At 66.4% G+C, this 21,621-nt stretch carries 27 protein-coding genes; 2 read left to right on the forward strand and 25 right to left on the reverse strand.

The window, feature by feature from the left end:
* The 20 genes from M2351_RS40635 to M2351_RS40730 all read right to left on the reverse strand — a co-directional run bounded on the left by M2351_RS40635 (nucleotide 1) and on the right by M2351_RS40730 (nucleotide 15,195).
* A complete protein-coding gene (locus tag M2351_RS40635) occupies nucleotides 1-714 on the reverse strand; it encodes a phage minor tail protein L (RefSeq protein ID WP_264661639.1) in 714 nt (237 codons plus the stop codon).
* Between the two features lie 10 nt (nucleotides 715-724).
* On the reverse strand, nucleotides 725-1,093 hold the full coding sequence (locus tag M2351_RS40640) for a phage tail protein (protein ID WP_264661640.1): 369 nt from the start codon (nucleotides 1,091-1,093) through the stop codon (nucleotides 725-727).
* A complete protein-coding gene (locus M2351_RS40645) occupies nucleotides 1,090-4,566 on the reverse strand; it encodes a phage tail length tape measure family protein (protein ID WP_264661641.1) in 3,477 nt (1,158 codons plus the stop codon). Before M2351_RS40645 ends, M2351_RS40640 begins: the two co-directional genes overlap by 4 nt.
* A 30-nt stretch (nucleotides 4,567-4,596) precedes the next feature.
* On the reverse strand, nucleotides 4,597-4,785 hold the full coding sequence (locus M2351_RS40650) for a hypothetical protein (RefSeq protein WP_264661642.1): 189 nt from the start codon (nucleotides 4,783-4,785) through the stop codon (nucleotides 4,597-4,599).
* Nucleotides 4,786-4,856: 71 nt separating this feature from the next.
* On the reverse strand, nucleotides 4,857-5,216 hold the full coding sequence (locus M2351_RS40655) for a hypothetical protein (protein WP_264661643.1): 360 nt from the start codon (nucleotides 5,214-5,216) through the stop codon (nucleotides 4,857-4,859).
* A 98-nt stretch (nucleotides 5,217-5,314) separates the two neighbouring features.
* The gene (locus M2351_RS40660; RefSeq protein WP_264661644.1) at nucleotides 5,315-5,806 is read right to left on the reverse strand and encodes a hypothetical protein; all 492 of its coding nucleotides are present in this window, start codon (nucleotides 5,804-5,806) and stop codon (nucleotides 5,315-5,317) included.
* A gap of 11 nt (nucleotides 5,807-5,817) precedes the next feature.
* Complete coding sequence (locus tag M2351_RS40665) at nucleotides 5,818-6,270, reverse strand: DUF4128 domain-containing protein (RefSeq protein WP_264661645.1); 453 nt, start codon at nucleotides 6,268-6,270, stop codon at nucleotides 5,818-5,820.
* Nucleotides 6,271-6,278: 8 nt separating this feature from the next.
* On the reverse strand, nucleotides 6,279-6,986 hold the full coding sequence (locus M2351_RS40670) for a hypothetical protein (protein WP_264661646.1): 708 nt from the start codon (nucleotides 6,984-6,986) through the stop codon (nucleotides 6,279-6,281).
* A gap of 2 nt (nucleotides 6,987-6,988) precedes the next feature.
* Nucleotides 6,989-7,315, reverse strand: coding sequence for a hypothetical protein (locus M2351_RS40675; protein ID WP_264661647.1), 327 nt, complete (start codon nucleotides 7,313-7,315; stop codon nucleotides 6,989-6,991).
* Nucleotides 7,312-7,623, reverse strand: coding sequence for a hypothetical protein (locus tag M2351_RS40680; RefSeq protein ID WP_264661648.1), 312 nt, complete (start codon nucleotides 7,621-7,623; stop codon nucleotides 7,312-7,314). Before M2351_RS40680 ends, M2351_RS40675 begins: the two co-directional genes overlap by 4 nt.
* On the reverse strand, nucleotides 7,599-7,967 hold the full coding sequence (locus M2351_RS40685) for a hypothetical protein (RefSeq protein WP_264661649.1): 369 nt from the start codon (nucleotides 7,965-7,967) through the stop codon (nucleotides 7,599-7,601). Before M2351_RS40685 ends, M2351_RS40680 begins: the two co-directional genes overlap by 25 nt.
* 3 nt (nucleotides 7,968-7,970) lie before the next feature.
* A complete protein-coding gene (locus M2351_RS40690; protein ID WP_264661650.1) occupies nucleotides 7,971-8,300 on the reverse strand; it encodes a hypothetical protein in 330 nt (109 codons plus the stop codon).
* Nucleotides 8,300-8,761 (reverse strand): discoidin domain-containing protein, encoded by a 462-nt coding sequence (locus M2351_RS40695; protein ID WP_264661651.1) that lies wholly within the window; start codon nucleotides 8,759-8,761, stop codon nucleotides 8,300-8,302. Before M2351_RS40695 ends, M2351_RS40690 begins: the two co-directional genes overlap by 1 nt.
* 36 nt (nucleotides 8,762-8,797) lie before the next feature.
* Entirely contained in the window at nucleotides 8,798-10,135 is a 1,338-nt protein-coding gene (locus tag M2351_RS40700) for a phage major capsid protein (RefSeq protein WP_264661652.1), read from the reverse strand.
* A 78-nt stretch (nucleotides 10,136-10,213) separates the two neighbouring features.
* On the reverse strand, nucleotides 10,214-11,113 hold the full coding sequence (locus M2351_RS40705) for a S49 family peptidase (protein WP_264661653.1): 900 nt from the start codon (nucleotides 11,111-11,113) through the stop codon (nucleotides 10,214-10,216).
* 6 nt (nucleotides 11,114-11,119) lie between these two features.
* Complete coding sequence (locus M2351_RS40710) at nucleotides 11,120-12,370, reverse strand: phage portal protein (protein ID WP_264661654.1); 1,251 nt, start codon at nucleotides 12,368-12,370, stop codon at nucleotides 11,120-11,122.
* Nucleotides 12,371-12,417: 47 nt separating this feature from the next.
* Nucleotides 12,418-12,609 (reverse strand): hypothetical protein, encoded by a 192-nt coding sequence (locus M2351_RS40715; protein WP_264661655.1) that lies wholly within the window; start codon nucleotides 12,607-12,609, stop codon nucleotides 12,418-12,420.
* A 2-nt stretch (nucleotides 12,610-12,611) separates the two neighbouring features.
* A complete protein-coding gene (locus M2351_RS40720; RefSeq protein ID WP_264661656.1) occupies nucleotides 12,612-14,408 on the reverse strand; it encodes a terminase large subunit in 1,797 nt (598 codons plus the stop codon).
* Nucleotides 14,365-14,748 (reverse strand): hypothetical protein, encoded by a 384-nt coding sequence (locus tag M2351_RS40725; protein WP_264661657.1) that lies wholly within the window; start codon nucleotides 14,746-14,748, stop codon nucleotides 14,365-14,367. The genes M2351_RS40720 and M2351_RS40725 overlap by 44 nt, the downstream gene beginning before the upstream one ends.
* 123 nt (nucleotides 14,749-14,871) lie before the next feature.
* Nucleotides 14,872-15,195 (reverse strand): HNH endonuclease, encoded by a 324-nt coding sequence (locus M2351_RS40730; RefSeq protein ID WP_264661658.1) that lies wholly within the window; start codon nucleotides 15,193-15,195, stop codon nucleotides 14,872-14,874.
* A gap of 158 nt (nucleotides 15,196-15,353) precedes the next feature.
* On the opposite strand from M2351_RS40730, the gene M2351_RS40735 reads away from it, so the two are divergent.
* Nucleotides 15,354-15,671, forward strand: a complete 318-nt coding sequence (locus M2351_RS40735; protein WP_264661659.1) for a hypothetical protein — start codon at nucleotides 15,354-15,356, stop codon at nucleotides 15,669-15,671.
* A gap of 702 nt (nucleotides 15,672-16,373) precedes the next feature.
* Here the strand turns inward: M2351_RS40735 and M2351_RS40740 are convergent.
* Together M2351_RS40740 and M2351_RS40745 are read right to left on the reverse strand one after the other, a co-directional pair.
* On the reverse strand, nucleotides 16,374-16,697 hold the full coding sequence (locus tag M2351_RS40740; protein ID WP_264661660.1) for a hypothetical protein: 324 nt from the start codon (nucleotides 16,695-16,697) through the stop codon (nucleotides 16,374-16,376).
* 403 nt (nucleotides 16,698-17,100) lie between these two features.
* Nucleotides 17,101-17,298, reverse strand: coding sequence for a hypothetical protein (locus tag M2351_RS40745; protein WP_264661661.1), 198 nt, complete (start codon nucleotides 17,296-17,298; stop codon nucleotides 17,101-17,103).
* Between the two features lie 828 nt (nucleotides 17,299-18,126).
* Here M2351_RS40745 and M2351_RS40750 point away from each other — a divergent pair.
* Nucleotides 18,127-18,909 carry a response regulator transcription factor gene (locus M2351_RS40750; RefSeq protein WP_264661662.1) on the forward strand — a complete coding sequence of 261 codons (783 nt, stop codon included), beginning with the start codon at nucleotides 18,127-18,129 and terminating at the stop codon, nucleotides 18,907-18,909.
* Nucleotides 18,910-18,977: 68 nt separating this feature from the next.
* Here M2351_RS40750 and M2351_RS40755 read toward each other — a convergent pair whose 3' ends face one another.
* From M2351_RS40755 to M2351_RS40765, 3 genes are all read right to left on the reverse strand, one after another.
* Nucleotides 18,978-19,493, reverse strand: coding sequence for a DNA-binding response regulator (locus M2351_RS40755; protein ID WP_264661663.1), 516 nt, complete (start codon nucleotides 19,491-19,493; stop codon nucleotides 18,978-18,980).
* Between the two features lie 249 nt (nucleotides 19,494-19,742).
* On the reverse strand, nucleotides 19,743-20,297 hold the full coding sequence (gene nusG / locus M2351_RS40760; RefSeq protein ID WP_264661664.1) for a transcription termination/antitermination protein NusG: 555 nt from the start codon (nucleotides 20,295-20,297) through the stop codon (nucleotides 19,743-19,745).
* A gap of 58 nt (nucleotides 20,298-20,355) precedes the next feature.
* Nucleotides 20,356-21,591 carry a DnaA N-terminal domain-containing protein gene (locus tag M2351_RS40765; protein ID WP_264661665.1) on the reverse strand — a complete coding sequence of 412 codons (1,236 nt, stop codon included), beginning with the start codon at nucleotides 21,589-21,591 and terminating at the stop codon, nucleotides 20,356-20,358.
* Nucleotides 21,592-21,621 lie beyond the last annotated feature (30 nt).

Here is a 21,621-nt window from a genome sequence, read left to right on the forward strand (position 1 = left end):
TCAGCTTGTCCTCACGCGGGCGACGCCGGGGAAGGCCCAGGTCGGGAGCACGGCGGTGGCGCCGAAGCGGGCCTCGCAGCCGGTGATGAATTTCGAGCAGGCGTCCGACGCGGCGGCGGTCGGCTGGTCGTGGACGTCGAAGCAGGCGTCGCCGGCATAGGGACAGGTCGCCTCGCTGTAGTCCCAGCCCGCCCCGCTCCACCGCCGATAGGTCGCCGTGCAGGCGCCCTGCAGCACCTGACGGCCGGGCAGCTGGCGGCCCTCCTGGTCGATGACCGCGGCCAGTTCCCATTCGATGTGCGTCTTGTCGAGCACGGCCTTGCGCTCGATGCGGTAGACGTCGAGCGGGAAATGCGCGGTCGGGTCGGCGTCGGGCTCGCCGTCGAGGAAGCGGCGGAAGGTGCGGATGCGCGTCACCTGCGCGCCGAGCAGGTCGTCGTAGGTGCCGACCAGCGCGGAGAACGCCCGGTTGACGTTGGAGATGCGCAGCTTCGGCGTCGGCAGGACGCCGGTGCCGCTCCACTCCCAGCCCTCGGCCTCGATGTCGACCGGCGTGTAGGTGACGCCGCCGTAGACCACCGGGGCCGCCTCATAGGCCGACTGCGTGAAGGCGTAGACGCCGCCGCCGAGCCGGGTGGCGTCGAGTTGGAACAGCACGACGTAGGGGCTCGGCGCGGGGCGCTGTGCCTCGCGTGCGATCGGAGCGTTGCTCATCGGGGAGACCTCAGAGGTCGAAGACTTGAGTCAGCTTGGCCGACAGGGAGAAACGCCGCTCGCCGAGGGCTTCCGCGCCGACGATCGGGGCGCGGCTCCAGGACTCGGCGACGAACTTGCACGGCGTCGCGGCGTCGAGCGGCGTCCACCAGAACGCCTCATAGCCGCCGCGGGCGACGAGAAACGCCTCAATGGTGTCGGCGGCGGCGGTGCACAGCGCGTCCCATTTCAAATCCCACGCGGCCGGCCGGCTGTTGAGCCCGTCGGCGGCGCGCTGCCGGTAGCCGTCGCCGAACTCGGCCTTGAGCACGCGCGGCTGCACGGTCTTTTGGCTGTTGACGGACGGCGACACTGGCGGGGCGAAGGTGGGAATGCTCATCGAGAACCTCCGTTCAGCAGGCCCATCGGCCGCATCTGCTGGCGCAGCACGGTCACGATGCGGGCATCGAGCTGGTCACCGACCGCCCGGCTGATCTGGTCGGCGAGGTCGGCGTTCTGCTCCTGCGTGCCGCCGTTGGCGTTGACCTCGATGTTGATGTCGCCGAAGGTTACGCTCCCGTTGCCAGCAGCCGCGCCGAGGTTGAAGCGGTGCCGCGGGTCGTCCTCGGTGATCACCTCCTCGCGCGTCCGCAAAATGGCCGGCACCTCATCCGGAGCGAGGCCAGCGAGGCCGCCAGTGTGGTAGCGCCGCGCACCGAGGAAGACCGCCGGCGACACGGACCGGTTGGCCGGCGCCGGCTGCCCAATCACGCCGCCGGAATGGAAGGTTCCGGCGTTGATCTGCATGGCGATGCCATAGTCCGTGGTCGGCGCCGGCATGCCCGCCGTTTTGCCGCCGGCTACGCCGAACAGGCTGCTGATGCCCCCGAGCAGGTAATTCTTGAACGGGGTGATAACGGCGAGCTTCACCAGGTCCGTGGTGATGCTGGAGAGGACGCCCGAGACGACCGAGCGGAAACTCACGGCGGCGCCACTGCCTTGAGTGAAGGCCTCGCTGATGGCGTCGCCGACGCGGTCGAAGGCGCGGTCGAACGTCTGCCCCAACTCGTTGAGGCGGTCCATCTCAACGCCAGTTTTGGCGAGCGCTTCGGCGTTCGCAAGAATCCTCTGCCCTTCCGTGCTTAGCAGAGGAATGCCCTCGCGGCGGAGCTGCTGCTCGGTCAGCAGGCGGGCGAAACCGACGGCGCGCTGCTCGGCCGTGGCAAACAGCAGCTCGCGCTCTTTGCCAAGCTGGGCGATCTGCTCCTCCTGCCCCTGCAGGATGGACCCGGCCCGTGCTTTGCGCTGCGCGGCGTCGTCAGCGATCACCGCCTGCGTCTTGGCCTCGATGATCCGGCGCAACGCGTTGGCCGTGCCGCCCTGCGCCCTTTCCAGCGCAATGGTTTCGGCAATGGTCGCCTGCCGCACCTTCTCGGCCAGCTCGGCTTTCTGCTGCGCCTCCGCCCCGACCAGCGTCGCCTCAGCCACCTTCTGCCGCCCCGCCACGTCGGCCTGCATCTGCGGCAGCGCCTGCGCCGAAGTGGCCGCCTGCTGGGCCGCGCGCTCCTGCAGCAGCTGCTGGGTGCGCGCCTTGACATCGATGTTCATCGTCAGCGCCTCGGTCGCCGCTTGGCGCCGCGCCTCCGCCTCCGCGCCGGCCCCGGCCGACTTCAGGTAAGCGTCGGCGACCGCCAGCGATTCGCGCGCGTTGACGCTGAGAGCCGCGTTCAGCTGCGCGACCGCCTGCGTCTGCCCCACCGTCACCTGGGTCACCGCCGAGCCGACGGCGAGCTTCCGTTCCTCCGCCGTCGTGGCCGTGCCGAGCAGGTTAATCCGCTCCACCTCAGCCGCCTTTTGCGCCGCGTAGGCCGGGCCGACGAGGCCCGCATACTTCTGCTCGACCGCCGTGAGCTTCTGGCGCTTGTAAGTCTCGATGTCGAGACCCTGCGAGGCCGCGGTCTCGTAGTCGGCGCGCTTGTTCTTCAAGCCCTCCAGGGCCTTGCCGGCATCGGTGGCGAACGCCATCAAGCCGGGGTTCTTGAGGCCGGCTTCGAGCGTCGTGATCGACGCGGTGAGCGCCGTGATCTCCGTCGCCATCGGGCGCACCGAGCGCGCTACGCTGTCCGCGGCAACGCTGTTCGTCACCTGCCCTTGCCAGTCGGCCACGCGGGCGGCCATCTCGCGCTCGTGGCCGCGCTGCGCGTACCGCTGGGCCAGGGCGGCGTCGACGCTCGCCAACTCACCGGTGGCGGTGGCCATGCCCGGCGCGGCGTAGCGGCCATCCACCGGGACGGAACCGGCGGGCAGGGAGACGCCCCCGGTCTCCGCGGCGACACGGGCGTCGTCGAGCCCGCGGGCGGCGAGGAGCTGGCGCCGCTTTGCCTCCAGGCGCGCGATGGCCTGCGCGTTGGTCTCGGGCGCGGTGGCGTTGCCGATGGCGTTGAACGCGTTCGAGGCCGCGCGGGCCACCCGCTCCCAGGCGGAGGCCAGCGTGCCGACCTGGTCACCGAGGCCGCGCGTCCTGGTTGCCAGACTGTCGGCGAGGAGAAGCCGCGCCTGCTCCTCCTGCCCGGTCGCCTTGAGCACGCGAATGCGCTCCAGCTCCTTACCGGAGAGAATCCCGTAGGCTGCCGTCAGCTTCTCGGCGCCGGCGACCGGATCGGCGAACAGCTGGGCGAGGTCGGCGGCGGCCTTTCCCACGTCCTGCCCGGTGGCCACCGCGTAATCGCGCGACAGGCCGATCAGGCGCTCCATGCTCTCCGCGCCCAGCTTGCCGGCACGGATGTACGCCGCCTCCTGTTCGCGCGCCGCGGCCACCGAGACCTCTCCGGCGTCTGCCGCGCGCACGGCGAGCGCCTCCAGTTCGTCGGCGGAGCGGCCGATAGCCCCGCCCATCAGCGTGGCCGCCGTCTGCACCTCGCGCAGGGCGGCGGCGTGTTTCTCCATCACGGCAAAGGCGGCCGCCAACCCGAGTCCCGCCGCGATGGCCAAGCCGATGGGGCTCACCAGCAGCGACAGCACCCGACCGACGCCGCCCACGGCCGCGGTCGTCTGCGGCCCCTGCTGCATGAGGATGAGGAAGGGATTCTGCCCACCGGCGAGCTGCACCGCGGCGTCCTGCAGCTGATACGAGAGGTTGGTGATCTCGTGAGCCGTCAGCTTGGCGGAACGCGCCGCCATCGTCTGCGGAGAGATCGAGGCTTGCAGCGTGTCGTGGTACTTCTTGACCGCGATGGTGTGCTGCTCGTAGCTGATGCCCCCGGCCGCCAGTAGCTCGTCGGCTTCACGGAGGCTGTCCGAGAACAGGCGCTGAGCTTTGGCCGCCGGATCGATGCTCTCCCGCAGAGCACGCGCCCGCCGCTCCAGATCAGCCGCCTCCTCGAACACGCCCGCTGATCGTTGGGCGGAGCCGGACGGCGGCGTGGTCACGCCGAGTTGCTCATTGAAATGCCGCTGCGCGTCTGCGGCGCGCTGGATCGCGCGCTCGCGTTCGATCAAGGCCTGCACTTCGGCCTTCGACGCCTGCTCCATGACGCCCTGGGCCTGGAAGGTGGCATCGTACCGCTGGCGCAGCTGCTCCAGCCGCTTGCCGTGCTCCTCGGCCGTGATCGCCCCGCGCTGCAAGGCGCGGTCAAGAAGCTCCTGCCCCAGCGCCAGCTTCTGCTGTGCATGGTAGGCCGGATCGATCTGCCGGCGCAGGCGATCCAGGGCGCGCTCCTGGTTACCAAACACCTGCTGCACGCGCTCCGTCGTCTGCACGACGTTCTGGTTCGCCGACTTGATCTTCTCCGACGCCTGCTCGAATTCACGCGCGCCGGCCGAGGCCCGACTCGCGTCGTACACGAGGGCTGTCGTCGCTTCCTGCTGTGCCATGCACGCCTCGCGGGGAAAGGGGGCGCGGGGCTACGCGCCCCGCGGCTGCGCCTTGGACCTGAGAAACGACATCAACTGCTGAGCGGCCTGCGCCGGGCCTTGAGCGGGCGCCGCGTCCTGCGCCGCGCCGGCGCCGTCCAGCGGGGCGCCATTCAGCCAGTTGTGGAACTCGACCAGCCCGCTGACGGCCAGTTCGAGCTGCGGCATCGGGGTGGCCATCACGACCTCCGGCGGCCACCCGAGCCATCCGGTACCACGCCTGAAGAGGAGTTCGTGGTACGCGTCGTTGCTCAGTCGTCGGCGTTTCCCGCCGGCATCCCCCCGGCCTCGTCGTCCTCCGGCTCCTCCAGCGGACGCCCGCCGTTGGACAGCATCAGGACATACTCGGTCAGCGGCAGGACGATGCGGTTCAGGCCGGCCGACCAGACCTTCTCGCGCAGCCCCTTGGTCTCCGCCTCGGTCCGCAGCCCCAGGCCGTGCTGGATGACGGTGACGTAGGCGTCGAGGTCGGAGGCCTGGAGCTGCTGCAGCGCGCCCTGGAAGCCGTTGAACGCGCGGCTGATACGGGTGGCGGCGCCCAGCGTCGGGGCGAGGGTCCGCTCCTCGCCGCCGAGGGTGATGGTGACTTCGCCGGAATTCAGCTTGGGCATGACGGGGTCCTTCAATGGGGTCGGTCAGTGTTCTCAGGGCATGGGCTGGAGGGGCCAGCGGCGCCCCGACTGGCTACCTGCCCGGCGCAGGCGATCCGTTACGGCGTGCCGGCGGCCGCCTCGCCGACGAAGACCTCAGTGGTGATGTCGAGGCCGATGGTGGTCTTGACGGTGTCGCTGGAGCCGCCGGGATTGATCGTGGCGGAGGTGACGAGGGCGCGGAAATAGGCGCGGGTCGGCTTGCCGCCGCTGCCGCCGGTGTTGTCGCCCAGCTCGACCTTGATCGGATAGTCGCCCTGCTTGTCGGCCGCGGCGGCGACGGCGACCTGGCCCGCGTCGTCGCCCTTGCGGGCGCAGGTGATGCTCAGGGCGCCGTTGTCCTGGACCGTCTTGTACTTGCGCTTGCGGCCGTCGCTGACCGGGGTGAAGCTGCCGGTCTCCCACTTGGTGCCGAATTCGGGCACGGACTCCGCTAAGCCGATCTCGGTCCAGCCGGACGCCTGGCCGTCGTATTCGGCCAGCGTGTCGTGCGCCCACGACTTACTACCGATGTAGATTTTGGCGCCGATGGCGGCGGTCAACTCGCTCATGATGCTGCTCCTCAGGCTGTGTAGTGAGCGGTGAAGGGAATGGAGACCGACCGGCGCCACCACAGGCCGTCGTCGTCGCCCGGTTCGCCGGCGCCGAGCGGGTCGGGAGCGCCGGTGACGAGCCCGCCGAAGCGAGTCACGCGGAAGAGGTCACCCAGCGCGCGGGCCAACCGCCGGGCCTCGTCGTCGCCAGTGCCGACCGGAACGAAGACATGGCCGAAGATCACGCCGTCGTCGCGCGCGGCGCGCTTTCCAGGCGAGCCAATGACGGTGGAGGCCGAGCCGGCGCCGAGGATTTCCAGGTAGACCCACGGTCGATCCGGGGCGCTCGACGCATCGTAGGGGTCGCGATTGCCGGGGGCGTCGGGCCGAAACGCGCCGCCGTTCTCGTAGGTGACGGGCGTGTCGGTCCATTCCGCCTCCAGCTTGGTGCGGATGGCGGTCAGCGGGTTGGGGGCGGTCATAGTCGGTCCTACAGGGATCGCAGGAAGATGGCCGGGTAGGTCATCGGCTGGCCGACGGCGGTGTCCTTGCGCGGCGCCAGGTGCTTGCGGCCGGCCCGGTAGGCGCGGCTGCGCCGGCTCTGCTTGGCCGGCTTCAGGTGGGCCCGGCCCTTGAGGACGTAGCCGCCCTGGAGCGTGATGAAGCTGATCGAGGCCTCCACCGTCCGGCCGAACTCGCGCCGCACCTCCTGGCGTACCCGCTCGACGATGCCGGCGGGAAGCCGGGCGCGGGCCTTGCCCCGCCAGTGGTCGGCGTTGACGGTCATCTCCAGTTTGCGGTGGTAGGGCTGGTCGTTCGTCATGATCAGCTCGCCGGTGTTCGGGATGGCGCCGTCGGCCACCTGGCGGCTGGCGGCCATGACGAACCAGGACTCCTGGTAGCGCCCTTCCTTGACCGGCGACAGCTCGCGGCAGCGCCGCAGCGCGAACGCGGCGACTTCGGCCAGCCGGTGGAAGTCGTAGCGGATGACGCCGTAGGGCTTGACGGTGTCCTCGGACAGCCCCCGGCGGCCGTCCACATAGGTGACGACCTCCGGCGGGGGCCCGTTCAGACCAGCCAGGTGCTCCGCCAGCCCCTTGCGGGCAATTTCCGCGTGGAGCTTCTGGAACTCCGGCGGCTTCACCCTGGCGACCGCGAGATCGATGATCCGCTCGAAGGCGGCGGTGGAGCGCGCCACGCTCAGCCCCGCACCCAGAGCACGAAGCCGACCAGCTCGGCGCCGTCGTGAAGCGGCTGGACGCCCTTGACGGCACCGCCATCCAGAAAGTCCGTGGTCCCAGCTTTCGGCGGCCCCGGCCAGCCTTCGGCCTCAATGTCCGCCTGCGCGATCCTGATGCGCCGGTCGCCCTGCACCACGCCCCCGACGAGTTCGGTGGGGCGGTACTCCCGGTCCTTGCCGCAGATGGTGCACGCCGTGAACGTGTTCGTCGTGCCGACTCGGCGCTTCAGCACCATCGGCCGCCCGGCGCGGCGCAAGCTGACGGCAAAGCGAGCCGAGGCACTCATGCGAACACCGCCGAGCGGTATGGTGCCAGCTGGTCATAGACGGCTGTCGGCAGACCACCTTCCATCGGCATCTTGTCGGCATCCATGTAGGTCAGCCTCTCGACGTCCGGGTTCTCGTAGGACCGGAGGAGCGGATCGCCGCGCTCCTTCTCGTACCAGCGCAGTTTGACCAGCTCCGTCACCGCCCCGCTCAGCGCCGCCGGCACGTCATTCAGGTCCCACCCGGCGACCCCGGTGATGATGATGCGCCCACGCCCCCACCGGGCTCGGTTGCCGGAGCCATTCAGCCGCCACAGCAAGCCGGCCATGGGCCCGCATTCGACCTCATCCAGGGGAACGGAGGTTCCGTCCACAGTGACGGTGGCGACCCCAGGGGGAGCCGCCACGGCAGGATCAGCGGGGTCGGCCGATAGCCGCCCGGCACCTCGTCGGCGCGATAGCTGATCGTCACGGCCTCAGCGAGGAACGTGCGCCGGCCCATCTGGTCCGGGGCGACACCGCAGGCCGCGCACACGGCGTCGCTGTCCTCCTTGATCCAGCGGGCCAGTAGAGCGTCAGAGGCGGTGTCCGTGATGCCGAGTTCGGCCTTGACCGTCCGCAGATCCACAAGGCTGCGGTCGGCTACAGGGGGCGCGACGGTCAGGGTCGGCATGGCTTACTCCTGCGCCAGCACGTCGGCGGCCATCTCGCGCAGCTTGTCTTCGCCGGCCTTGTGATGCGGCTTCACGCCGTGCTGTTCCAGGAAGGCGCGCAGGGCACCGGTGTCGGCGGTGGACGGGTCGAAGGCGGTCGGTTCGCCAGAGGCGCCAGGACCGACGCCGCCCTCCCCCTCGCCCTGCTCCGCCTCTCCCGCTTCCTCCGCGTGCCCGTGGGACTCGACCACCCCCTGCTGCCGCAGCCGTTCGGCCTGCTCAGCAGGAAAGCCCGCCAACTCCCCCGCAACATACGGGGGAGCGTTTCGGCGGAAACGCACGATGACCGGCATCACGGCTTCTTGTGGGCGCCGCCAAACACGGCGGTGCCGAAGATGGTGGCGGTGTCGGCGCCGGTGGCGGACAGCTCTGGCGTGGCGACGACGCGGACGTACCGGCCGCAGTATTCCAGCGACACGCCGATCTTGCCGACGCCGGTTTCAGCGCTGCCGCCAGTCGCACCGGTCAGCGTCAGGATGGTGGCAGCGTCCTTGACGTCGGTCCAGGACGCACCGTCGTTGCTCGTCTGGATCTTCGCCCCGACGGTTAGGGTCTTCGTGGCGGCCAGGGTGGCGGTCGCGCCGAGCAAAAAGCCGACGGACTCGACACGCCCGGCGGAGAAGCCGGTGACGTCGATGGACGTGCCATTGACGGCGGCGCTGTCGCCCGAACCGCCGGCAGTCGCGCTGGTCGGCGCGAGGGCGAAGGCGACGGGGGTCGTCTCAACGACGACGTTACGCTCCAAAGCGTACATACTGCTCTCTCCTGTCGATCAGGGGGACGGGGTGCCTCAGGCGCCCCACCGGACCTTGTTCAGCATCGCGAACGCCTTGGGCCGCGTGACGCCGTAGTCATGGCCGGCCAGACCGCGGATCAGCGTCTGGTTCTTGCTGTAGGCCGACACCATCGTGTTGCCCTGCTTGTAGGCGGCGGTGTCCGACGCATCGATGCGGACGCTGTAGCTGTCCGCGACCATGCTGAACGAGAAGTCGCCCAGGTATAGCTCGGTGCAATCCGCGTTGCTGCCGTCCGACAGGTTGGTCGGGATGCGGTGGAACCGCTCCACCGGGTAGCCGCGGAAGGTCGGGGTCGGCGCGTTCAGCGACGGGTAGATCAGGTTGCCGTTGGCGTCGCGCAGATCGGCCAGATAGAGGAACACGCGGTCATGCATCAACCACCGCACGTTCACCATTGGGATCTCGGCGGTGGACAGGGCCAGGATCATCTTCCGGGTGTCGGCGTCCACTTGTGCCGCGGTCGGGGCAACACCACCGGTGGCGTCGAAGATCTGCCCCGCCGGGATGTAGTAGCGCAGGCCCTTCGGCGACGGGCCGGTGCCGGAGCCACGTAGGAACGCCGTGTCTTCGGCCTGCGCGAAGCCCTCCAGCATCATGTCGCGCACGTACTGGTCGATGCCGACGCGCGACAGGCGGAGCAGCTTGTTGGACAGCGGGACCAGCGAGGCGATCTCGCGCTCCTTGAACGACAGCGCGCCAAAGCTCGGCTCGTCCGTGGTGATGTCCTCGCCCTCGCCGATGTAGTACGCGTTGATGCCCTTCTCGACGGTCGGCACGGTGTCAGTGCCGCCGACCAGCGGGACCACGCGGGAGATGCGGCGGATGACCGTCTTCGGGTAGAGCAGAGCGATCAGTTCGTTGGACAGGCGCTCCGGGACGAAGATGCCGCCGCCGGCCATGTCGTTCGTCTGCATGGCGCCCTGAATGTCTATCACCACCGGGTGGGACTCGCCGAACTGCGCCGCGGCCCAAGTCGCGGCCTGATCCAGATTGCCCTTGGCGGCGACGATGGCGCGCGTGTAGCGGGCCAGGTCAATGCCGGGCTCCTCCCTCGCTGCCGGGGTGGCTGGCACGGTGGCGGCCGGCTTGGAGCCCCGGTCGTCGTCGGCAACGGAGGTGCGCGACGGAACCGCCGTGGTGGCGCGCAGGGCCTGCACGCGCTCGGCATTCTTGATCGTGGCGTCAAAGTCCTTGACGGCGGCTTCGGCGGTGTCGAACTGCACCTGCTCCTCCGCCGTCATGGCGCGGCCGTCGGTCGCGGTCAGAATAGCGGTCAGCCCCTCATACGCCTTCGCGCGCTCCTGGCGAAGGCCGATGATATCGACGGGCATTCTGGTCTCCTTCGGGTTGCCCAACGAAAAAAGGGCGCCCGGAAGGCGCCCCACGAACCCCGAGCCTTCGCCGGGGGATTACTTGCGCAGCGCGTCAGCGCGACGCTTGTTGCGAACCATCGTTGCCAGTTCGGCGAAGGCGGCGTCGTAGCTCATGATCTTGTCGGCCATGCCAGCGGTCACAGCGTCCTTGCCGACCATGACGCCGCCCTGGCCGAAGTCGGCCTTGACCGTCTCCACCGGCACGCCGCGGCCCTTTGCCACGTCGGCGATGAACTGCGTCTCGATGGCGTTGAGCGTGGCGCGGATCGTGTCGGCGCCCTCCGCGGTGGTTGGGTCTGGGCGCTTGTTTGGCGCGTTGGCGGAGACGATCTCCACCGCCACCACGCCGTCGCTGCCGGGCTCCACCTGCTTCGGAATGGCGGCCACCACGCCGATGCTGCCGACGACGCCGGTGCGTTCCATGGCGATGTTGCCCGGGCCAACGGCCGCCGCGATCCAGTAGCCGGCCGATGCCGCCGTCCCGGTGACGTAGGTCATGGTCGGCTTCTGCTTCCGACCGGCCGCAATGGCGTCGTGCAGCGCGTTGATCCCCGACACCGCGCCACCCGGCGTGTCCATCAGCAGCATCACGGCGCCGATGTCCGCATTGGACAGCGCCAGCCGGTAATCGTTCAGCAGGGCGCCGGCTGACGACGCTCCCGACATCTCCGTCATGAGATTGGCGCGCGGGAAGATCGGGCCGAACACCGGCAGAACGGCGACGCCGTCCTGCGACACCATGGCATACCGGGCACCCTCCAGCCGCCGCGCGGTGGAGCCGGCGACCATCGCCAGTTCCTGCTCACGGAGCAGGCGCGCGGCCTCCGCGGCCTCCTTGTTGAGCCCGCCCCGCTGGGCGAAGGCAGCCAATCGGTGCAGCCAGTCGGCCTGAATCGCCCACGGTTCCGCCGTGAGCGCGTCGAATACGATGGTCATGCGGGATCAATCCTTGTTCGGCGCGGCCGGCTTGTCCGCGGGGTCGTCCTTGGTCGGGTCCTGCCCGGCTGGGATCATGTTCAGCGGCTTCAGGAACTCTTTGCCCTGACCGTCCGGAAGCGGGTTCTGGCGTTCCCACTCGCGGATCTCGTCGGCGCTCAGCCAGCCCCACTGCCGCCCGATCGCGTAGGCCCGGTAGCGGGTGAGAATGTCGCCGCGCTTGAGCCCGTCGAGGTCGACCTCCACGAAGTACCGGCCGCGCTCGGCGACCGAGAGGCTGGTCGTCTCGATGGCCGACTCCATTGCCTCGGCCAGGGCCGACAAGGGGCCAGTGACGTACTCGATGGCCTGGTGCTCGATGTTGCTGAACGTCGCGCGATCCAGAATGCCGATTTTGTGCGGCGGCACGCCGAAGGCCTGCGCGCACTGCACCGCCTGCTCCTTGCGGATTTCGATGAGCTGGCTGTCGGCGTTTGAGAAGCTGAACTCCTTCAGCTTCATGCCAAGTTCCAGGATCGCGATCTTGAAGGCGTTGTCCACGCCGGCATAGGTGCGCTCCAGGCTAGCTCGGATGCGTGCCGCGACCTGATCGTTGGGAAGCTTGCCATCCATTTCGATCACGGCGGACGGACGGGCACCATTCTTGAAGAACTTGGCCGCGAAGCGCTCCGTGGCGATGCACAGCGCGATCATCTCCTTGTGCTGCTCGATTGGCGAGATGCCGAAGACGCCGCCGTTCTCCGCCTTGTCCGACGAGGCCCGATACGGGACGTGGATGATGTCCCGCCAGGACAGCCCGCGCTCGTAGGTATGGCCGGACAGATCGAAGTACGGCTCTCCGTCATCCGTCCAACGGGTGGTGATCCGGCCCGGCTGGATGTTCGTGATGCGCTCGACGATGCCCTCCGCCGACCAGCGCGCGCGGCTGAATCCGTTCCCGCGGGTGATGGCATTGTGGATCAGCGTGCGGCGCCAGTTGAACGACGACAACCACGGCGCCGGCCAGCCGACCAGCAGCGCATAGAGCGGATGGTCGGTAGCGCGCTCGCTCCCGCCATTCGGCAGGCGCCGATGCAGGTAGACAGGCACCTTCGCCAAGTCGTCCGCCTGCACCTGTACGGACGCGGCTACACCGGGAACCGTTAGGGCGTCTGTCACCGACACACGAATGCCGGTCTCGGTGATCATGCCGCCGAACAGGTCCGTCAGCCAGCCGGCCGGGTCCGCCGTGCCGCTCGTTTCCGTGCCTGTGGTCATGGCGCCGTAACTGGCGCCGCCCCCCAGGAAGTCTCCAAGCCAACCCATCAGCGCGCCCTCAGAGCGCCAATCAGCGCCATCGCGAACACCAGAGCCCCACCGGCGATGAAACCGGCCGGCGGGTAATGCAGCCACGCCCCGTAGCCGATCAGCCCGACGCCGACCACGGCCAGCACAAGGCGGGCGGCTTCCATTGCTACGGAACCGCACCCCGCCGTGTTCGTGTTTGCTTCAGCCATGCTCAGCCCCACACCGAAAGGTCGTAATCACTGGTAAAGCCCGACCGACCCGCAAATGCGTCGGCGGTTGCCGCGCCGACCGCCATCACCAGCGCCGCCAGCCCGTCGATGCGCCCGGTCGCCTTACGCTTGTCGAACTTCTTGTTGCCGGCTGGGTCCTCGATGGCCACCGCCGCCGAAACGTTCCAGCGCAGCACCGGGCTTTTGCCAACCCGCAGCCGCCCGTTCACAACCGCGTCCTCCCAGGCCGAGAACGAGCGCGGCATCCACAGGCTCTTGTTCGAATCTCCGCCGCCAAAGCCCTGGCCGTGCCGCACCAGGCGGATGCCCTGCCCCTCTGGCATCTCCGGCCCTTCCCAAATCCAGCTGTCGGCGCCCACCTCGTCCAGCGCCCGCTGGAAGTCCTCGATCCGCCACGGGTCGAAGGCCAGAGTCACGCGCTCGAACCGCGCCGCCACCTCGGCCACCCGCTGCGCCACGTAGGTGTAATCGATTGTCCGCCCCGGGATGGAATTCAGGTGCCCCGCCTCGGCCCAGGCCTGATACGGCACGCGATCCTTCTGGGCCCGCTCCGTCATCGTGTCGGCCGGTGTCCAGAACTCGACTGCCGCCTGTAGCTCCTCGCCGTCTTTCACCACCGCGCCCATCGCCGTCAGGTCGCGCTTGGCGGACAGGTCGAGCGACAGGAACGATTCGTCTCCCTCGAGCTGGTCGACCGACAGCCCCTCGACCTCGCAGGCCTCCCACAGGTCCCGGTCGATCACCGGATTGGCGCCCTCGACCCAGACGCAGAAGTTTAGGCGCTGACAGGTCGCCATCGCGGATGGCATGCCGCGCGCCTTGGTCACTTCCTTGCGCAGGTAGTCGAAGCCCGGCAGCGCCGGCAGGCTCGGGTTGGCCTTAATCCAGCAGGCCTCGTCCTCGAACGGGTCATCGCCTTCGTCGAGGGCGCAGATGTAGGCGAAGAAGGCGTCGTTCTCGACGGCGTCGGCCGCTACCTTGGCGCCATACTCGTGATACTCCCAGCAGACCGACTGCTTGTCGTGTCCCGAGTTGGTGATGGCGAACAGCAGCGGTTGCTTCCGCCACTTGAAGCCGGCCTCCATCATGCGGATGACCGAGCCGTCCTTGTGCTCGTGCAGCTCGTCGATCAGCGCGCAGTGGGGCCGGGGACCACTCTTGCCCCGGTTGTCCGAGCTGATAATCCGGAAGAAGCTCCCGGTCTTCAGGTACGCGAGGTTCCAGCGGTTGTCGCCAGTACCGGACGCGGTGAGACGGCTCTGCAGCGCCGGTGACTGGTCGTACATGGCCAACGCGTCGCGAAACAGGATGCGGGCCTGTTCCTTGGCCGTCGCCGCGGCGTAGACCTCAGCGCGGGCCTCCCCGTCCGCCATCAGCAGCTTCAGCCCGATGCCCGCCGACAGAGGGCTCTTGCCCGACCCCTTGGCGGTCTCGATGTAGGCGACGTTGAAGCGCCGATGCCCGGTTTCCGCCCGCTTCCAGCCGAAGATCGAGCCCGCAACGAAAGCCTGCCAGCCCTGCATGACGAACAGCTGGCCCTCCGCCTCACCGCCATTCAGCCGCAGGTACTTGGCGAACCATGCGATCGTCTTCTCGACCGCGTCGGCGTCCCAAACCAGCCCGCGCTCGGCTCCCTCCCCCAGGTCGCGCAGGTGGCGGCGGCAGGCATCCCGCACGTGGGGCCCGGCGACGATCCGTCCCTCGGCCACGTCGAGCGCGTACTGCGTCGCCGGATCAGCTAAAGTCGTCGTCTTCCTGGTTGTGCGGCCCTTGGCCATCCTTTGCTCCCAGGCGTGCCCGGCTGGCCGGGTCCAGGCCGAGTTCCGACCCTGCCGCCCGCAACTGGCTGATGCGCGCCGCCACCATCTTGGTCGGCGCCTTCTCAAACTCGGCCTGCAGCGCGCACCAGATGTGCAGCTTGTAGCCGTCGGCGGCGGTCAGCCACCACGCGACCTCGACCACCTCGTCCCACAGCTGGGCGGCACGCCCCCTCAGCTTGGCCGGCTTGATCGGACGGCCCGTCGCCTCGGGCTCGGCGGACGGTAGCGCCCGCTTGCCGGGGTTGCCGGTGACCAGCTTCAGAACGGTCGCCTTCGGCTTGGCGCCCCGGACTGCCATTGCATTTCTCCCGGATTTCAATCCGCGGTCGTGCGGGAAACTGCCCTGACCGGTCGCGGCCCCCATGCGTCGGTAAGGATTGAAACCCCCTACCCCATGGACCAGACGAGGACCTCGCGCGGGTCAGGCCCGGTTCCACGGGTGGTTGGGGTCGAGCGGCCGGCCGTTGGCGTCACAGCCGCGGACCGTCAGCTGCCCGCCGTTGCGCCTCACCCCGCCGCGCCCTTCCTTGACCTGAGCATCGTGCTGGGCGCACAGCACCCGCAGGTTCGTCAGCACGTCGGCCTGCGTGGGGCCAGGCGCACCACGTGGGCGGGTGATGATGTGATCCACGTGCGTCCCAAGCTTGCCGCAGCCTTGCGCCAAGCACCGGTAGTTGGCCTGAGCGAGCGCCTGCTTGCGGAGGCCCAGCCAGAACGGCGTGCGGTAGAACGGATTGCCCGGCATCAGCCCCTCCGCTCCACGCGCACGCTCACGCCACAGATGAGAAAGGCATCCACCCGTTCCTCATAGCACGGGCGTAGCATGCCAGTAGTGCACAGGCACATTCTGATGGGTTCGCTGTTCGTGGGAAAAACGGCTGGACACAAGAAACAGGCCCGGCGATGAGCAACGACGACGACACAGATGATGACGATAATTTCATCGTCATGGTTTGGCATCGACGCGAGGACTGGCCGGAGATAAAGCAGCGTTTTGTTGACGGCAACAAACTGCCTGAAACCTACGACGAATGGCTTCGGCGATCGGAGGCAACAGCTTCTGCGGCTGCATCTCAGGGTTTCACTGTTATCAGGGTTCTAATCATGCCAGATGAATTTGCCATCTGGTGTGCTAGACGGTATTTAGACATGGATGCCGAAGCGCGAATTGCGTTCACTTCCGAGGCAGCGTTCCGCATGCTCTTCGGCGGTCGCAGGTGAGGTGGGTTGCCGCCAACACCCGGAGCCAACTCACCCCTCCCGTATCGCGCTTGGTCGGCGTTGGCCGCAGCTAAAGACTTTTTGAACGCCGCTTCGCCGGGCAGGTTCGCCGGGCAGGTGATCAGCGGTAGTGGCCGTGGTATCACGCCGCAGATGGATCGGCTGTATTGACTACGCCAATCAAGTTAAGCGGCCTCTACATCGACAGGATTGACCGATTGCACTCCGGGCAATGCCGCGGCAATGCTATGGGAGCGACCCACATTCCTAAAGCAGTAAACCTGAATTTGAGCGAGACGCCGATGGTGGCTTTATTCGCCGTTAATTAATTGTCGCGCATCCTGCATCCATACAAGAATCGGCAGGTAGTCATGTCCCAATATCTTCCAACGATCCCGCAGGCCGCAATGAAGGCCACCACCCCCGTATCTGACGACAAAAAGCTTCGCGGCGTTCCTCTAGTGGCAACTTGGACTCTGGGTATCGCAACGCCCTGGGCTGTGATGTACCGGCTTATCGAGTGGGCCCTTTAGCCTCTTCTCTATCCTCGCGCGCGCGGCCTCGATAACGGCAACCATGCCGGTCAACACGTCGGAGGGAATGGTGAGGAGTGAAACCATGCTGGCCGCCCGCCTTCGGCTAACACTGGTTGCTGTGATGCCGGCTACACATCAACCGAAAATTGTTAACCAATGGTTATAGTCACCCCTCACCTTTGTCGATTTGCCCACCCGGCAGCTTGGCCAGCAGAAGCTTGAGCACTTCACTCCCCGCATAACCGGCACAGGTCCCCATGCCACATGCCATGAGCGTGTCGGCCTGGAGTTGCTGCGCGAGCACGCCGGACGCAACCGTCAAGGCGAGGATGCTTGGAACGTCGAGGACCACCACACGCACAAGCGCCTTCCACCCGCCTTCACGGCTTTCCCGTGCCCAGCGGGCCAGCATGCCGATGACAACGCCGGCCAGGGTTGGTGAGAGCCCGCGGGCCATCTGCGCTAAGTCGTGGCTGTTGGGATCGGGCATGCTCAGCCTCCCAGCATAACGGGCTGGGCTGGCTGGCCCAGGACTTCATTGTGATCGGCGACGACGAGGGCACGCTCTCCGGCAGTCGCCTCGAAATGAGCGTTCAGTGGGTCGCGAGCGAGGCCTACTGGGTCGGGGATGACGGTTGGCTTGGTCTCGCGGTGGTTCAGTGACCATTGGACCACCTGCACTTGTCCATCAATCACCCGCACGTAAGGGGGCTGCTCAGCCGTCATCGGAGCCTCTGGCGTGGCGAGCAGGACCGCGTGGCGTGAGTGCGGTCCCGTATCGGGTTTGGACAGCGAATACCCACAAGGCAGGGGCAGGTGACGAGGCCACAGCCTGACAAGTTGCTCGGTTCACTCGCGCATTCTTCGCCCCGCGCTGGATATTCACGGCGTGACTAACCCGCGCCTTTGCGCCAGAAGTCCGCTTCGTCCACCACCTCCGTGACGCGGTGCCGCATCTGCCGGCAGTAGGCGAGGGCGGTTCCTTGGGTGCCAAAGTTGGCGCGGCAGACTCCATCGAGGCTGTGGACCTGCGCCTTCAGCACCGGATCGGCACACTTGGTGATCACGAAGACGGGCTGAATTTCGGCCATGTGTCGATACTGCAGCAACGCGGTGTGGCGTCGCCGGTTATAGCGGGGAATACCCAGGACGGCGCCGCGTGTCTGCGGGTCTTGGCGGAACGATCGTTCCGAATTCGGACGACAAAAAGCTCGCGCGGCGGACCGGGCGAGCGACGGATCATGGTCTTGTACGGCTACCGCAGTCCCATATGGCTCGCGAGCCATGGAACTGCCTACCGCCAATATTAGGGCGCTACCACTTTCGATGTCAAGCGGGAACTTGGCCGGTTTGCATCACGCCGCTGGAATATCTCGGTGAACTACGTGAACGAAGTCGGAATTCGCGGTTCTCCAGGTGTGCTCGCGCTGCTCGTATAGGTAAATTATAAGGATGGATAACCTATGATTTGGTGGATTTTCCTCTAAACCCTATGAGATGGGAGTATGAACGAGAAGCCTGGCCCAGGACTAATTGCGTATGGCTAGAGCACGTTCATTTGGAATGGAGCGCTGCCGCAAACCTGCAACATTCTCAAATTAGGAGGTATGGGTTTTGATAATGAATGGCTTACATGCTCTTCCTTGGCGTTGACCAAAGCAATCGCGCGAGGTTCTATACACGTCCTTTGAATCCCTTGCTAACGCGGATCATAGAGACGGGGGCGTTTTGGCATCTTTCCGCATCTCTGGGTTTTCCAGAAATGCTTAGTTTCCAATGCCTTTAGCCATATCGGCCGTGGATAAACACGATCCCCCTTTTCCGGAAAACCGGCGAACGGTAAACGTGTGAGAAGGTGAGCATTTATGACTTTGCACGGACGCACGTTCCCAATGTCGGAGGGTTTGGCGCGAGGAGGCTTGAACTCCGAAGCTTCCGACGAAAGGGAGGAAAGCACGACCGGTACCGCTGAAAATGGCAGACCGGACCTAATGAACGCCCGAGACACCCAGAGCGTTACAGTTCTGCTGCTCGACGATGTGCCGCTGACGCGGGAGTGTCTGTCACTCAGCATCAACATTTGCGACCGCGGCGTGCGCGTGCTGACCGCTACATCCGTATCCGACGCGGCGCAATTGTTCCAGGGCGATACTAAGCCCGATGTGGTCCTCTGTAGTTTCACCGCGTTGGATTCGACTGAAGGCCTCTTTGCATCCCAGGTGCGAGACGTGGTCGAGGCGTTTGGGAGTACGCCTTTGATCGTGCTGTCAGAACGGGAAGACGGCGGTGTCATACATGAAGCTTTCCAGTGTGGGGCGCACGGCTACATTTCGACTGCCGTTGACCTGTCGGTGGCGCTGGAAGCCATCCGCCTGGTCGCCGCAGGAGGCACCTTCGTTCCGGCTGACTTTCCAAACAGGCTCATGAAGGACAACGACGGCACGATGGATCAGCGAGGGGCGGACGAGGACGCATCGTCCAGCGTTGGCCATCTCAGTAACGGCAGCCCTATGAGCGAACTCACGCCCCGTCAGCGTTCCGTTCTGAAGTGCATGAAAGAAGGCAAGCCCTACAAGATAATCGCACATGAGCTTGGCATGGGCACGAGCACGGTTAAGACTCACGTGCGCAGCATTTTGAAGAAGCTTGGCCTGACCAACCGTGCCGAGGCTGTCAATCTCAGCTTACGTGATACGGATTAACCAGTTCATTTGGACTCACCTGCACAACTGCGCGGCAGCCGTCGCTGGGTGATGGCGCCGCCGTCACATCAGTGTTCATTCGGAACGACAGTTCCTCCCGCGTAGATTTGGCGCAGGGCGGTGGCGACCGCGTCGAGAGAGGCCTTGCTCGATAGGATGCCACGAAGCCCCATGGCCCTCCCCGTCGCCACCATGGCTGGATCGGCCGTATCGGCCAGAATGGCGATGGGTAGGTGACGATCCTGCTTCAGGAGCACTTTGATCAGTCGGCTCATGGAACCCCGGAAAAGGCTTGTTCGCCCAATGCAGATCAAAACAAGATCAACGCCTTGAAGCGCCGACGGAACGGATGCAAGCGCATCTACGCTCTTCCAGTGCTTCACGACCAAATCGGTTGCCCGGTCGTTCATCGCGGTAGCAAGGCTTTCGCCGAACAGGGCGCGATCATCGATCAGAGCAACCGCGATCCGCTTCGCGCTTTCCGGCCGTTGCTGCCGATGCGGGTCTGGTCCGCCGCTTTCCTGCTCTGGTGCGCGAAGAGCATAGTTACGGCGCAATCCGCCCCAGATAGCAAGGAAATGCATGTGCTGCCCCGGTTCTCTCAAGAGTCGGTCGCCCTGCCCAAAGATGCATGCTCCTTGTAAATATGGCGGCGTGGGGAGACAAGATTAGGCATCAAAATGGGGTATATTTGTTCAACACATCCTATGTGCATACAACCCAAAGATCCATATTGTGTTCATATAGACTACGATCATTTCAGACTTTCGCCATCGGCAAAAATGGACACAATCTACGGTAGCTTTAATTTGCCGCTAAATTCCAGACGAGCTCTAGCCCGCCACTTCAGTGGGTCGAAGATGTTGAGGCGCGATCGAAACAGGTGTCTGGCGGCCGAAAATCTCGATCACGACTTGAACTACGTTGCCGGATGCACCGGCGAAAAGGCCGATGAAGTCGGCAAACGGGCCGCTGCTGATCCGCACTGGTTGATTCTTTGACCACTTTGCGGCCAATTCCTTCCGCTTGCTGGACGTGAAGTCAATCACCCCATCCTCGAAGGCGTCGCATCTGGCCTTAACCCGTCGCAGAGCCAACGGGGACACGCGGGAAGGCATATTCCTGAAGCCTCGAACCACGAAGGCCACACCGCGGGTGCAAGTGATTGGGTGGAACGGCTGCTCCGAGTGCATGCCGACGAACAGGTACCGGTCGAAAAGCGGACGAATGACCGCCTCCACCTTGCTGGCGTTCCGCCGCTCGCGCCGGCACATTGGGGCAAACACTCGGTACCCCTGGCGCTCCAGCTCCTTGGACGCTCGCAGGTAATGCTGGGTTCCCACATGGGAAACCACGGCGAACCACTCCCGGTCGGAGAACATATCCATTGCCTCAGGTTTCCTCGGCGCGGCGGAGGGGGGCGGGCAAGCTTGCGTTCATGGCCGATCAGGCGGCAGCGTGGTCGGGGCGATGGGACGGCGCGGCGAGTTCGACAGTGATCTCGGTCACGCACAGAGCGGCGCGGAGCTTGTCCGTCAGCTGAGCAGAGACCCAGTCGCGGATGGGCCGGTTCGGGGCGATGATCGTGGCCGAGGTGTCGTCGGCCTGCACCGTGCAGGGGACGATCCAGGACGTGTACTCGGTCGCCGTGAGATACCCGGCGTAGGGAGCGGGCACCTCGGCAGCGGTCGTGAGACCAGCAGCGCCCGATCGGGCAGGCTGGGCGTTGGCGATGGCGGTGCGGACGTCGGCGTCCAGCACGGCGCGCAGGCTGCGCGGCACGCCACCTCCCCGCTCGTCCAGCCGGCGGAACTGGCGCTGGACCTCCTCGACCGCGGCGGCGGCACTGTCGGCAGGCGAGAGGCCGCGCTCGGTGCCGGCGGCAATCCAGCCCTCGATCAGCTCCAGGTCGGCGGGCGTGAGCGGGCGGTCCGGCAGGTCAAACCAGCGCTCGAAGGCGTCGGCCAGACCCTGGTGGACCGTGCTGACCGCAGCCGGAATCCCTGGATCACGATCCTCCGCCGGCGGGCGGGCTTCCTCTCGTGCGGGCGCACGCGGCCCGCCAGCCGAGGATTTACCGATTCCAGTACTTACTTCCCTCTTACCTCCTACCTCCTCCCTCTGCGCGGCCAGTTCCGACTTTTTCGGAACTCGGGTTCGTTGAAAGGGCTTCGGTTCGGAACTGAGGGGGCGTTGAGCGTTGCTGAGTTCCGAACTCGGCGCGTTTAAAGCATGGGCAGGTTCGGAACCTTGCGCCTCATCGTCAGCGTCGAGATCGGAACCGTCGTCCTGCTGGTCGGCGTCGGATTCCGAACCGTTCTTCTTGGTTCCCCACAGGTCCATGCGAACCCAGGACCGCAGCTCGGCCGGCAGCGGGTGCACCTTGGAGGGCTTCTTGGGGCGCTGGTACTTCACGAAGTTGCGGATCGCGCCGTAGACCTTCCCGTCCACCTCGAAGCGCTTGATCTGGCGGTGCTCCTCCAGGTCGGCGAGCAGCGTGCGCATGTCCACGTTGTCCACCGGCATCAGGCGCATCTTCAGCGTGACCGGCTTCCATTCGAAGACGCCCTGGTCGTCGGCCTCATTGCGCAGGCCGATGGCCAGCAAACGGGCGAGCGGCTGGCATTCGACGAAGTCCTCGTCGGTCCATTGGCCGGGCAGAGTGGAGCGGATGCGGGCCATGGTCAGAATTCCTCTATTCGGCGGCCACGG

Origin of the sequence: Azospirillum canadense (genome assembly GCF_025961225.1) — a bacterium.
Classification (GTDB): domain Bacteria; phylum Pseudomonadota; class Alphaproteobacteria; order Azospirillales; family Azospirillaceae; genus Azospirillum; species Azospirillum canadense.